The 12,334-nt window shown below is 56.5% G+C and carries 12 protein-coding genes; 7 read left to right on the forward strand and 5 right to left on the reverse strand.

The window, feature by feature from the left end:
* Positions 1 to 49: 49 nt before the first annotated feature.
* The 4 genes from brxD to WCX19_RS06830 form a co-directional block, all read right to left on the reverse strand.
* Positions 50 to 1,351, reverse strand: a complete 1,302-nt coding sequence (gene brxD / locus WCX19_RS06815; protein ID WP_373006468.1) for a BREX system ATP-binding protein BrxD — start codon at positions 1,349 to 1,351, stop codon at positions 50 to 52.
* A complete protein-coding gene (locus WCX19_RS06820) occupies positions 1,332 to 3,146 on the reverse strand; it encodes a tetratricopeptide repeat protein (protein WP_373006470.1) in 1,815 nt (604 codons plus the stop codon). Before WCX19_RS06820 ends, brxD begins: the two co-directional genes overlap by 20 nt.
* Entirely contained in the window at positions 3,143 to 3,850 is a 708-nt protein-coding gene (locus WCX19_RS06825) for a dolichyl-phosphate beta-glucosyltransferase (protein WP_373006472.1), read from the reverse strand. Before WCX19_RS06825 ends, WCX19_RS06820 begins: the two co-directional genes overlap by 4 nt.
* Before the next feature lie 98 nt (positions 3,851 to 3,948).
* Positions 3,949 to 4,179, reverse strand: a complete 231-nt coding sequence (locus WCX19_RS06830; protein ID WP_373006474.1) for a hypothetical protein — start codon at positions 4,177 to 4,179, stop codon at positions 3,949 to 3,951.
* Positions 4,180 to 4,309: 130 nt separating this feature from the next.
* Here WCX19_RS06830 and WCX19_RS06835 point away from each other — a divergent pair, with 130 nt between their 5' ends.
* Positions 4,310 to 4,726, forward strand: coding sequence for a PaaI family thioesterase (locus WCX19_RS06835; protein WP_373006476.1), 417 nt, complete (start codon positions 4,310 to 4,312; stop codon positions 4,724 to 4,726).
* A gap of 729 nt (positions 4,727 to 5,455) precedes the next feature.
* On the opposite strand, the gene WCX19_RS06840 is transcribed toward WCX19_RS06835, so the two are convergent.
* Positions 5,456 to 6,178: a tetratricopeptide repeat protein gene (locus WCX19_RS06840; RefSeq protein ID WP_373006478.1), complete on the reverse strand. Its 723-nt coding sequence runs from the start codon at positions 6,176 to 6,178 to the stop codon at positions 5,456 to 5,458.
* 211 nt (positions 6,179 to 6,389) lie between these two features.
* On the opposite strand from WCX19_RS06840, the gene WCX19_RS06845 reads away from it, so the two are divergent.
* The 6 genes from WCX19_RS06845 (at position 6,390) to WCX19_RS06870 (ending at position 12,283) form a co-directional block, all read left to right on the forward strand.
* Positions 6,390 to 7,970, forward strand: a complete 1,581-nt coding sequence (locus WCX19_RS06845) for a CTP synthase (RefSeq protein ID WP_373006480.1) — start codon at positions 6,390 to 6,392, stop codon at positions 7,968 to 7,970.
* Between the two features lie 12 nt (positions 7,971 to 7,982).
* Positions 7,983 to 8,900, forward strand: coding sequence for a glutamine-hydrolyzing GMP synthase (gene guaA, locus WCX19_RS06850; RefSeq protein WP_373006482.1), 918 nt, complete (start codon positions 7,983 to 7,985; stop codon positions 8,898 to 8,900).
* A 102-nt stretch (positions 8,901 to 9,002) separates the two neighbouring features.
* Positions 9,003 to 10,154, forward strand: a complete 1,152-nt coding sequence (locus WCX19_RS06855; RefSeq protein ID WP_373006484.1) for an aspartate aminotransferase family protein — start codon at positions 9,003 to 9,005, stop codon at positions 10,152 to 10,154.
* On the forward strand, positions 10,126 to 11,181 hold the full coding sequence (hisC, locus tag WCX19_RS06860) for a histidinol-phosphate transaminase (protein ID WP_373006486.1): 1,056 nt from the start codon (positions 10,126 to 10,128) through the stop codon (positions 11,179 to 11,181). The genes WCX19_RS06855 and hisC overlap by 29 nt, the downstream gene beginning before the upstream one ends.
* Complete coding sequence (locus tag WCX19_RS06865) at positions 11,178 to 11,690, forward strand: adenylate kinase family protein (protein WP_373006488.1); 513 nt, start codon at positions 11,178 to 11,180, stop codon at positions 11,688 to 11,690. Before hisC ends, WCX19_RS06865 begins: the two co-directional genes overlap by 4 nt.
* Positions 11,687 to 12,283, forward strand: coding sequence for a CDP-alcohol phosphatidyltransferase family protein (locus WCX19_RS06870; RefSeq protein ID WP_373006490.1), 597 nt, complete (start codon positions 11,687 to 11,689; stop codon positions 12,281 to 12,283). Before WCX19_RS06865 ends, WCX19_RS06870 begins: the two co-directional genes overlap by 4 nt.
* The last annotated feature ends 51 nt before the right edge of the window (positions 12,284 to 12,334 follow it).

Consider the following 12,334-nt stretch of genomic DNA (forward strand, 5'->3'; position numbering starts at 1 on the left):
CCAGTACCATTCTTGCTGAAACGATAAAACAGTATCACACGGTCGTATTTTAAAATTCCACGACCATGACTGCTTCTTCTTCTGCTTTAAGTTCCCCTTTGAGGTGTTCGGCCTCGAACTCATAACCGTCGGCCGGGTCGTAGTCCTCGTAGAGTTCGCACTTATCCAGTACATCGACAAACTCTTTTAAGAAAATTCTCGGGATCACGTCGACTCTGCCGCCAAACCGGCCGGTGATCTTTTTAATCATGGCCCGGATGAACCGGTGGGAGACCTTCTCCCGGTCAACCTCCCGGTAGGCCTGTGAATACACATCAATGATCTTGAGTGCGACCAGTTCGAGTTTGCCGGTATCAAACCGGGAGAGCTGGATCTGGGGCTGGCGGGGGTTCTTGTAGGCGCCGGTCTCGGCCACGCTGATCCGGTCGTAGAGCGGCGTTACCGAACGTATACCCCGCGAACTGTCAAAGAATGCCGGGGTGCCGGTGAACAGGAAATAACAATGTGGCATCCGGCCGCCATCGAGTGCGTCGATGATCCGGGCAAGCGTCTGGTAACTCCTATCCCGCTGGTTCCGCTGGAGCCCCTGCGTTGTCTCCAGTTCGTCGATAGCAATTGCAAGCCCACGATATCCCGCACCGTGGACGATCTCGACAAGACCCGAAAGGAAAAGAAATGCGGTGGAATCATCGACTTCCCCCTTGATACCCGCCTTTTGCTTGAAGTCGCGCCCCACGGTAGGCTCTGCAGCGATCCAGCCAATGGCCGCCTGGGCGATCGGGAAGTCACCGGCATTGTTCTCCCGGTAGTAGGTACGCAGCGCGGCGGCAAGAGCGGAGTTCTTTTCGCTGATACCTGCGAGGGCGGTTTCGATCTCTTTTTCTGTTGCTGCTTCGAGATCGGCATCTTTTGTCTCCCCACTGGCCGTTGAGATCAGCCGTTCCTCGATGGCAAAAAGCCAGTTGTCGACGATGGTTTTGAGTGCGTGCTCTGTCTCGCTTGTCCTGATATTGGCACAGATCTGCTGGTATAGTGCTTTTGGTTTTGAGAGCGGAGCCTGAGGGGAGACAAAAACATGGGCTGTAACAAAGTTTTTTGTGCCGGCGATCTCAAGTGCGCGGGCGACAAAAAACGTCTTGCCGCTCCCGTAATCCCCCCGGATAAACTTGAGGTCGCCCCCTCCGTCTGCCACATAATCCAGTTGCCTGCCGATCACGCCCTCTTCCATGTCAAGGCCGACCGCGATCCGCTCAAGGCCATCCGCAGGCACGGTTCCCCGCCGGAGCGCGTTTATAATATTGAGACTCTGGTGCCGGCGCCGGTCCGTCCGTTCAGGTTCCGCAGTACTCATAGATCTCCCCTTCCGCACTCATACCTTTTTTTTCTATGAGCATAATCCCCTGTGCTGCCGCTTTACGGATCAGGAGGTTGACGATCCCGGAGACCCTGCGGTTGCCAAGCAATCGGCGCAGGTCCGTCTCGCTTGCTCTCCTGTGGGTGGCAAGGAATGTGAGGATCTTCTGCTCGGGTTCCGAGAGCGCCATGACATCACAGATGGCCTGCACCGGCCGCAGTGACGCAGCCGTTTTTTCTGTGCGGGGCGCATTTACGACCGGGCAGTCCGTGAGCATCTGCTCCTTCGTGCGGTGTATCAGAATAAGAAAATCGTCAGTACAGCAGTCGCGGGAATACGCAGGTAATACATCGATACCGCAGAGGCAGTTGCGCATACATGCGGCATAGTCCTCCCGTGACAGTGCATCGGCGGCCGCGCTCAGGTACGCGGTGGCAAGGCACTCCCGTGCTGCAGACCCGAGCATTTCCCGCCGCTCTTCCAGGCGCCGGATCAACTCTTTTGTGAACCGTCTCATCCGGTCCAGCGTCCCGTCTTTTTTTGTCACGGTAACTGCAACACGGATGAGATCGGTCAGTCTCCTGACGTTTGCGAGAATATAAAGCAGCACCTTCTCGCACTCGCGGTCGTCACCCTGATCGGCAAGGAATTCTGCGTACGGAAGCCCGCCGTTTAAGTAATCGGCGCGGTATGCCCGGTAGTACCAGGATCGCGCTTCGTTCGTATCACCCAGCTCGCGATACATCTGTGCCGTCTCTATAAGAGAGATCACGTTCGTGTCGCCCGGGACAAGCGCAAGGAACCGTTCGCGTGCCTTTTCTGGCGGGAACTGCGCCCGGATATACCCGCGGTACGACCGGAGTATCTGCCTGAGGGTCTCTGTGGGGCATGACGCATCCAGAGCCTCCCGGATCAGGTTCTCGTATGCCAGGAGGGCGTTTGCATGGTCGCCCAGCGCTGCTGAAAGTTCGCAGGCGATGAGCCGGTACTCCGGCCGGCCATCTATTGCGATCAGTTTTTTTACCGTGGCAAGCGCCCGGAGATATTCTTCCCGCTCCTGTAACAGGAGGGTATAATCCAGATAGATTCCGGGATCGGGTTTCTCTTTGAGAAACGAGGCGTAAGCAGCGGGAGCGTCAACAGGGTCTGCACGGGCACGTGCAGCAAGGTATAACCGGTGGATGCCGGGGTCGCTCGTCTCATTGCAGAGCACTCGTGCCTCGTCAGCCGCTTCGCGATACTTCGCGGCTGCGTAAAGTGCATCAGAATATTCCCGGCTTTTTGTGAGCGTTGCTCCGGGTGATTGGTACAGGGCACAGGCTTCCTCTGCCCTTCCCGTACGGGTGAGTGCTGCGGTCAGGTGCCGGCCATCTTCAGGCCGTTTCCCAAGAATATAGAGCCGTTTTAAGGCCGGCAGCGCCCCCCGATCATCATTTCGTGCGATGAGACAGGCCGCATAACTGCGCAGGGCGTCCTGGTTGTCGGGATCGAGACGGACTGCCGCTGCGTACTCTGCGATCGCCCCGTCGTCACCCCGTTGTTCGAGCACCTTCGCAAGGTAACTGTGGACATGTGACGACTCCGGCATCTTCCGGGCGAGATCCCGAAAATACACCTCTGCATCCTCGGTTTTTCCAAGTGAGAACAGGTTGGTAGCTGCAAGGACTTCAAGGGCCGGGTCCCGTGTCGTTTCGAGCAGCCGATTGCACACCGCGAGCGATTCCTGGTACCGCCCCTCATTGTACAATCTGAATGCATCTTTACTCTGGTCGTCTGCGGTTGCCGGTATCATGACGTACCTGGATGGAGCCGGACCTTGAGGAGACCGACGAGCATCCGAATCATATCCCATTTCCTCACCCGGGAATCCCCCTTGTTCTGCCAGGCGATGGGAACCTCCTCGATCCGGTACCCGGCCTGTGACAGCCTCCAGAGCAGTTCGACGTCAAACTCAAAGCCCCGTGCCATGAGGTGAGGTAATACAGCATCGACCGCGGATTTTTTAAAGACTTTTGCCCCGCACTGCGTATCGTGGAAGGAGAGCCCGAACAGGAGTCGGATAATCAGGTTAAACCCCCGGCTCTCCAGCCGGCGCAACCAGCCCTGCCGGATTGCAAGTGTCGAACCCGGTACCCAACGGGAGCCGATAACAACGTCTGAAGAGGAAAGATGCCCGAAGAGCCGGGACATCTCTTCGATGCCGGTGGACCCGTCCGCATCCATGTACCCCACGAGCGGCGCCTGGGCTGCGGCAAGCCCTGCAATCACACCCCCGCCTTTTCCGAGCCGTGTGGTAAAGCGCAGGCACCGGATTGCGAGACTGGGGCAATTTTTTGCTTTTGCCTCCACTACATCTGCCGTATGGTCGCTCCCGTCGCAGACAAAAATAAGTTCCCCTTCGAACTGCGTGAGAGAATCAAAGAGGCTAAGAATCCGGTTTTCCTCATTGTAGGCAGGGATAACCAGACTGTATCTGATAACGGGGGCAGGGGACATAACTGGCAGTAACTCGTTGCTCCTTCTGTCAGCCCAAAAAAACAACCGGCCCGGCAGCGGTGCAGTCCTGTACCGTTGGGTGGAGCTCGTCAATAATATTACTGGTGTTTACCCAGGTGACGGGCAAGCGCCGTGTCTTTATGGTATTTCTCTGCAATGGCAAGCGCTGTTGCCCGGAGGGCCTGGTGATCCTTAAGACATGTTTCAGGAGGTGGGGACTTGCGCAGGATAGCGGAGGTGTTCTCGGTCACCTGGATGAGTTCGGTTGCTATCAGCGCGTCCAGCCAGATCAGGTCGGCGAGCATGCTTTTGAGTTCTGTATCTTCCATACAAAATATCAGGAATGCGCATATTTAAGATGGGGGTATTGACAGGACGATAGCCGCGAGGATAAAAGAACCGCCGGGAGATGGCAACTTTAATCCCCTTTTCGATCCAGACATCTTCACCTGTAGTACTATGACATATCTGGATAATATACGAAAGGACGGGAAATACGCAAACCCCTTCTTCTGCCTTACTGGGATCGAGGTCGTCCATGCGGAGGAAGGCAGGGCCACGCTGAAGATGGCAGTCCGTCCCGACATGCACAATGGTGTGGGGTGGCTGCAGGGCGGGATGCTCGTGGCGCTTGCTGACGAGGCGATGGCACTTGCACTCTACCCAATGCTGGAAACGACCGAAGGGATAGCGACCATATCGGAGTCTACCTGTTTCATCAAGGGTGTGCGGGACGGCGTTATTTTCGCTGAAGGCCGGGTGATTCGTAAAGGACGAAGGGTCGCGTTCTGTGAGGGGGAGGTCAGAACCGATACTACAGAAAAGACAATGCTCTCCCGGACGACGGCCTCATTTGCCGTAACGACCTGCAAATAATCTAAAAAAGGGCTCTGTTGAAAGCCATCCCGTTTCACAGAATCCACATGTTAATTTAAAAAAAGGAACAATGCGTTGAACCCGATTTGAGGGTTTCAACAAAACCTTTTTGGTTCTTTTGTAGGATTCCCTAGTACCTGTCGGTACATGCAATTTCCCCCACAGACCCCCCCATGACCTTGCGAAAAAGAGAGACGATTTTGGGAAATTTCACGACGTTAACTTTTTTGAAATTGTAGTACGGTGGCATGAGGGGGTCAGTGGGGGAAATTGTTGGAGAGTCGATGGGGGTTTGTGAATCCTGGGAATGTATCCGGCCCAGATTTGCGGTCATTACAAAGTTTCACTAAAAAAAACGCCAGCGGTAGTCTTTTCCTCCCAAATTCTTCGTTGAGGGTTTCGACAGAGCAGATATCTTCAATAAAGTTCCGGTACTGCTGGTTCTGATAGTCTTTTAAAAAGACTACTGGCAAGATGCTGATGCCTGGTGTAAAATATCTTCAACTATATACAGGAATACGGCAAAATCATCGTTGACTTTACCGTTGACAGCGCTGCTAGAATAAACCGGATATCCCGGCTTGTTGACTTTTTATGAGTCTCCTGATTTTTCAGACACACATTCGCGGCAGGAGATACTGTACCTTCGATCTTTCCGTCATCTGACTCCCCGGTTTTGGATCCGATTATCTACAGGGTATAAAAAAGAAAAAAGTGGTTCATTCACATTTATTTTTTCTTCGAGCCGGTTTTTTTATCCGGTTGACTGGAAGCCTTTTTGCTGCTGTCGGGCTTCTTTCTGGTGACAGAGTACGCGAAACCGGCGGCAACAACAATCACCACTACGATGACGATGAGGGTGACCGGCAGAGCGGACGCAGTGGCTTTCTCTGCATCGGCAAGTTTGGTGGCTGTCGCATTGTTGCCGGGATCGGTTTCAAGTGCTGATTTATAGGCCGTTATGGCATCCTGATAGTTTCCCATTTTTACCAGTGCATCTCCCTTGTTGATCATGGCGCCGGTATAGTTCCCGTCACTGGCAAGTGCCCGGTTATAGGAGGTCACTGCATCTGCGTACTTCCCGAGGCTGTACTGGGCATAACCCTTGTTATTCCAGAGCATCTCATCATTGGGATACTCCACGAGCCCGGCATTGATGGTCGTTATCGCTTCAGTGTAATTGCCCAACTGGATCTGCGCATAGGCTTTGCCCTGGTAGGTGTAGAGAAGTGCATCGGACACCCGAATCATTGTCGTATTCGATCCAAGTGCCTGATCGTAGAGTGCAATCGCCCTTAAATAGTCTCCACTTGCCGTTAACTGCACGGCATTATTGTAATAACTCGTGGCAGCATCAGGAGTGGTGGTTTCGTTGGCTGCCATGGCGGGAATAATTGTTACGGCACAGACCAGAAGAAGTGCCAGAATACCAAGAATCTGCCCTCGTTTCATGTCCGGTATATGGGTGCTGTCCTGACATCAACCTTGCTTTGGTGGTCCGGATCTTTGTCCGGGTCGCCCGGGGATGTTTACTGAAGGTACCCTACAAAAAAAGGATATGTCCGCAGAATGCCCGCTGCCAACTGCCCGGCCGTTCTATGCCGTCGTTAAGATAATAATAATAGGGAATGCGGCGCAAATGGTACGCAATCGGGGAGATCACGTGAAATACATTTTTGTCACCGGTGGTGTTATGAGCGGCCTGGGGAAAGGGATCACGGCCGCATCTGTGGGACGGATCCTGAAAAACCGGGGGTACCGGGTCACGGCAGTCAAGATCGACCCCTACTTAAATATCGATGCGGGAACGATGAACCCGGCCCAGCATGGCGAGGTCTTTGTCTTAAAGGACGGGGGCGAGGTCGATCTCGATCTCGGCAACTACGAGCGGTTCCTTGATATCGAGCTTACCTCCTCGCACAATATCACGACCGGCAAGGTGTACCGTACGGTCATCGAGAAGGAACGCCGGGGAGACTTCCTTGGCGAGACAGTCCAGATCATCCCCCACATCACCGACCAGATCAAGGCCTGCATCCAGCAGGCAGCAGAGGAGGAGTTCCCCGACGGCACAAAAGCAGATGCGTGCCTTGTCGAGGTAGGCGGTACGGTCGGCGACATCGAGAGCATGCCATTCCTGGAAGCCGTTCGCCAGATGCGGGGCGAACTTCCCGCGCACGACTATGTCCTGATCCATGTCACGCTCGTTCCCGAGGACGCGATGGGGGACTTAAAGACGAAACCCACCCAGCACTCGGTAAAAGCCCTTCGGGAACTCGGGCTCCATGCCGATATAATCGTCTGCAGGAGCGACCGGGTGATCGGCGCCAACACCAAGCGCAAGATCTCGTCGTTCTGCGACCTCCCTATCAGTGATGTCATATCGGCTGCCACGGCAGCCGATACGTATGAAGTCCCCATGGAGATGGAAAAGGAGGGTATAGCAGATGTCCTCTCCACCCATCTTGGTCTTGAGAAGAGAGAGAGCGACCCGTCCTGGTACCGGCTCGTCACCAGGGAGTACACGAACCGGGTGACCGTTGCGATCGTGAGCAAGTACGGTATCGAGGACGTCTATATCAGTATCAAAGAAGCCCTCAAGCATGCCGGCAGGTCGCTTTCGACCGAAGTAAAAATCGTATGGCTGGACGCGGAGCGGTACGAGCGCTGCCAGCTCAAGGATTACGATGGGCTCCTCATCCCGGGGGGCTTTGGGAAGCGGGGCATCGAAGGCAAGATCGAGGCGATACAGTTCGCCCGCGAGAACAAGGTCCCATTCTTGGGTCTCTGCCTTGGGTTCCAGCTGGCGACCATCGAGTATGCCCGGCATAAATGCGGGATTGCGGATGCCACAAGCGAGGAATTCGGGGAAGGTTCGCATGTGATTGCAATTCTTCCCGAGCAGGAGAGCGTAACCGAACTGGGCGGGACGATGCGGCTTGGGGATTATACTTCCGATATCCGTGACGGTACCCTTGCGATGAAACTGTACGGGAAATCACAGATTGTCGAACGCCACCGGCACCGGTACGAAGTAAACCCGCGTTATATCGAAAAACTGGAAAAAGAGGGGATGGTCTTCTCGGCAACCAACAAAAACAGGATGGAGTGCCTGGAACTCCCCGATCACCCGTTCTTCTTTGCAACGCAGTTCCATCCCGAGTTCAAGTCACGGCCAACCAAGCCCTCGCCGCCCTATATCGGGTTTGTCGAGGCATGCCGGGCAAACAAGCGGACAACATAGGCAGGGAAAAACATGGTAAAAACAGAGAAGTTCATCCCGCAGGCAATTGAGGAGATCAAAAAGGAGGCCGGGAACGAGAAGGTCGTGATGGCGCTCTCTGGCGGTGTCGACAGTTCAGTCTGTGCCGCACTCGCCGCACGGGCGATCGGCGACCGGCTGATCCCGATCTACATTGACACGGGCCTGATGCGCAAGGGCGAGACCGAGAGGATCAAAACAGTCTTTTCGAACATCCGGCTCCAGGTGATCGACGCCAGCGACGAGTTCTTTACCGCGCTTGCCGGGATCACCGACCCTGAGAAGAAGCGCAAGGCAATCGGCGAGCGTTTTATCCGGGTCTTCGAGCGGGAGGCAAAAAAGTCGGGCGCGACCTGCCTCTTGCAGGGCACGATCTACCCGGACCGGATCGAGAGCGAAGGGGGCATTAAAAGCCACCACAACGTCGGCGGCATGCCGTTAGAGACAGCGTTTACCAAGGTGATCGAGCCGATCCGCGACCTCTACAAGGACGAGGTTCGGGAAGTGGCCGGGGCGCTCGGCCTTCCCGTAGAGATCCAGCACCGGATGCCGTTCCCCGGCCCAGGCCTTGCCGTCCGGATTCTCGGGGAGGTCACCCGGGAGAAGGCTGCGGTGGTCAGAGAGGCGAACTGGATCGCCGAGTCCGAGATCGTCGAGCAGTACCACCCCTGGCAGTGCTTTGCCGCCCTCATCGGACTTGGGACCGGGGTGAAAGGGGACAACCGGATCCACGGGTGGATCGTCGCCATCCGGGCCGTGAACTCCCGGGACGGGATGACCGCCGATCCTATGGAGATCCCGTTTGCCGATCTGACAAGAATCGGTGCGAGAATCACCGCCGAGATCCCGAGCGTCTCCCGCGTGGTCTACGACATCACTCCGAAACCTCCGGCGACGATAGAGTACGAATAACCCTTCTGTCCCGTGATTGAACGGGAATGCCGGGGAATCCCTGTCCGAAATACGAAAACAACGAATGGAACACCCTAAAAACCTAAAATTCATGTGATACCCATGAAAAAAAGCGATATTACAAGCCAGTACAAGGCGCTAGATGACCAGTATTATATGCCCGCCTTCTCGCGGAACATGGCGATTGTCCGCGGAAAAGGTTCGACCGTCTGGGACGGCAACGGAAAGGAATACATCGACTGCGTGGCCGGCATTGCCGTCTGCAGCACCGGGCACTGCCACCCGGCTGTCGTAAAAGCGATCTGCGACCAGGCACACGAGCTCATCCATTGCTCCAACCTCTACTATACCCCCAACCAGGGCGAGTTCGCAAAAAAGATAGTCGAGATCACCGGCCTCAAAAAGGCCTTCTTCTCGAACTCGGGAGCCGAGGCGAGCGACGGGGCCCTGAAACTCGCACGCGTCAGGACCAAAAAGCGGAAATTTGTTGCATTCACCCACGGGTTCCACGGCCGGACGATCGGGTCCTTAGCCGTGACTCACAAGCCTGCCGCCCGCGAGCCCTTCGAGCCCCTCGGGCTCCCGACCACGTTTGTGGAGTACGGGAACCTCGATGCCCTCAAAAAGGCTGTTGACGGCGATACCGCCGCGGTTATCGTCGAACCGATCCAGGGAGAAGCCGGTGTCATCATCCCGAAAGACAGTTTCCTTGAAGGGATACGGGAGGTCTGCGACAAGACCGGGACGTTCATGATCGTTGACGAAGTCCAGACCGGCATGGGCCGGACCGGAAAGTGGCTCGCGATCCAGCACACAAAGGTGCAGCCAGATATCGTGACGCTCGCAAAAGGCATCGCGAGTGGTTTTCCGATGGGGGCGCTCGTCGCCCGCGACGGATTAGAGTTCACGAAAGGCGAGCATGGAAGCACGTTTGCAGGTGGGCCCCTTGCCTGTGCAGCAGGGCTTGCGACGATTGGGGTACTGGAACAGATCCTCCCCAACATCGCTCGCAAAGGAGAGCGGTTCAAAACCGGCCTTGCCCGGTATAATCCCCGTATCCGCGGCCTGATGATCGGTATCTCTGTCGGGGAAAAATGTCCCGATGTGCAGAAGGAATGCGCCGAGAACGGCGTGCTCGTGAACTGTGCCGCTGACGGGAACCTGCGGCTCGTCCCGCCCCTCGTGATCTCGGATGCGGAGATCGACCGGGTGGTGAAGGTGATCGATGGAGCGCTTGGTAAGGTCATGCTATAGGCAGGGCGGGTATGTTTTCGCAAAAAAGGCGGGAAGCAGTGCACACGGTGCGGGCGTTGATCGTATCGCCCGGCTTGCGAGCAACGAGAACCCCGAAGCCCCGTCACCGGCAGCGGTAGCGGCGGCGCAGGCAGCGGTTCTTATCGCGAACCGGTACCCTGATGAGCGGGTGGACGTGCTGGTCTCGGCGCTCCGTGCATATTACGGGGATTACACCTTTGTTGCCGGTGTCGGGATGGACGGGGTGATCGAGACCCTGATCCGGACGCTTGTCGACCCTGGGGAGACGGTAGCTATATCGGCACCCACCTTCTCCTACTATGGGCTCGCCGCACAGGCACAGGCAGCACAGGTCGTTACGGTCCCCCGTCGGGCTGATTTTTCGGTCGATACCGATGCGCTTGTCCGGGTGGGAAAGGACGCGAAGATTGTCGTGCTCTGCACCCCGAACAACCCGACCGGCAACGCGACATCGGTTGAAGAGGTGCAACGTGTGCTCGACGGGATTAAGGGCGTGCTCTTCCTCGACAACGCCTATGTCGAGTTCTCGGGGATCGATTATGTGTCTCTGATGAAGAAATACGACAACCTCGTGATCGGGAGGACATTCTCGAAGGTGCACTCGCTTGCCGGCCTCCGGATCGGGTACGCGTTTGTCCCGGCCTGGCTCCAGCCGTTCTACCTGCGGGCAGGCACGCCGTTTACGGTGAACTCGGTCTCGGCCGCAGCAGCCGCAGCAGCGTTGTCTGATAAGGATCACGCCGCCCGGTATATCGCACAGGTGCAGGTCTGGCGCAGGCATTTTGCATCCGAACTGAAGTTCCCGGTGCTCCCCTCTGATGCAAACTTCGTGATGGTGGATGTGGCACCGCACACCGGCGATGAAATCGTGGAGAAACTCGCCGCCCGTGGCGTGCTCGTGCGCTCATGCAGAAGTTTTACGGGCCTTTCAGATCATTATATCCGTGTGAGTGTCGGAGAAAACTGGGAGAACGAGTTGTTTATCCGGGAGTTAAACGCCCTATGATGTGCGGTATCACCGGGACGCCGGGGACCGGGAAATCGACTGTGGCCGACGAACTGGCCCGCCGGGGGTACCGGGTGGTCCACATCACGGATATAGTCGGGCCTTACGCACAGGGAAAGGATCCCGAGCGGGACACGCAGATCATCGATACCGATAAGATGGCGGACGAGTTCGTGCCCTTCGAGGGTTTTGTCGAGGGACACTTCGCCCACCTGCTCCCCTGCGACCGGATTGTTGTGCTGCGTCTGCGGCCCGACGAACTTTCAGCCCGGCTCGAGGCCCGCGGGTATTCAAAGGAAAAGACCGGGGAGAACCGGGATGCAGAGGCGCTCGATGTCTGCCTGATCGAGACCGTGGAAGAGTACGAGCCTGACGAGATCTTTGAACTGGACACGACTGATATGACTCCTGCGGCCTGTGCCGATTCGATCGTCCAGTTTTACGAAGGGAAGGTCCCGGCCTCATTCGGGAACATTGACTGGTCGGCATTCGTGGAGGTATCATCATGACGCTCGACCAGTTCCGCCCGCACGTGAAGGTCTACTTCGACCCGCTCGTGCGGTTTGCCATCCGGTGTAAGATCACGCCGAACGTCCTGACCATCGCCGCCCTCGTGGCATCGGCTGTGGCCGGCATCCTCTTCTTCTTCCGGCTGGAGATCTGGGCAGTCCTTGCGGTTGCGGTGAACGCCTTCTGTGACGCGATGGACGGTGCGGTCGCCCGGGAGATGAAGAACCAGAGCCTGCGGGGCGATTTCCTCGACCATGCGGTCGACCGGTACGCGGATATCTTCATCATCACCGGTATCTTTGCAAGCGGTCTTGTGCCCTGGCCGATCGGCGTGCTCGCGCTCACGGGTGTCCTGATGTCCTCGTACCTGGGTACGCAGGCGCAGGCCGTTGGTGTGGGCCGGGTCTATGCCGGGGTGCTTGGCCGGGCCGATCGGCTTGTTTTGATCATGGTAGTCGGGATTCTCTTCATCTTCTTCCCCATGACCATTTACGGGCTGAACCTGCTTGGCTGGCTCCTCCTCCTCTTTGGGGTCTTCGGCCATGTAACTGCGTTCCAGCGGTTCGCGTACGTGTGGATTAAGCTGGAATAAGTTCCCTTTTTTCTCCAGGGTTTCTTGGATCCTGTATCCGCAGCGTTTCAA

Origin of the sequence: Methanoregula sp. (assembly GCF_041663825.1) — an archaeon.
Lineage (GTDB): Archaea > Halobacteriota > Methanomicrobia > Methanomicrobiales > Methanospirillaceae > Methanoregula.

Bases quoted from the DNA above. Each gene is read 5' to 3' on its own strand.
- brxD (WP_373006468.1), bottom strand. From the start codon at position 1,351: ATGAGTACTGCGGAACCTGAACGGACGGACCGGCGCCGGCACCAGAGT.
- WCX19_RS06820 (WP_373006470.1), bottom strand. From the start codon at position 3,146: ATGATACCGGCAACCGCAGACGACCAGAGTAAAGATGCATTCAGATTG.
- WCX19_RS06825 (WP_373006472.1), bottom strand. From the start codon at position 3,850: ATGTCCCCTGCCCCCGTTATCAGATACAGTCTGGTTATCCCTGCCTAC.
- WCX19_RS06830 (WP_373006474.1), bottom strand. From the start codon at position 4,179: ATGGAAGATACAGAACTCAAAAGCATGCTCGCCGACCTGATCTGGCTG.
- WCX19_RS06835 (WP_373006476.1), top strand. From the start codon at position 4,310: ATGACATATCTGGATAATATACGAAAGGACGGGAAATACGCAAACCCC.
- WCX19_RS06840 (WP_373006478.1), bottom strand. From the start codon at position 6,178: ATGAAACGAGGGCAGATTCTTGGTATTCTGGCACTTCTTCTGGTCTGT.
- guaA (WP_373006482.1), top strand. From the start codon at position 7,983: ATGGTAAAAACAGAGAAGTTCATCCCGCAGGCAATTGAGGAGATCAAA.
- WCX19_RS06855 (WP_373006484.1), top strand. From the start codon at position 9,003: ATGAAAAAAAGCGATATTACAAGCCAGTACAAGGCGCTAGATGACCAG.
- hisC (WP_373006486.1), top strand. From the start codon at position 10,126: ATGGAGCGCTTGGTAAGGTCATGCTATAGGCAGGGCGGGTATGTTTTC.
- WCX19_RS06865 (WP_373006488.1), top strand. From the start codon at position 11,178: ATGATGTGCGGTATCACCGGGACGCCGGGGACCGGGAAATCGACTGTG.
- WCX19_RS06870 (WP_373006490.1), top strand. From the start codon at position 11,687: ATGACGCTCGACCAGTTCCGCCCGCACGTGAAGGTCTACTTCGACCCG.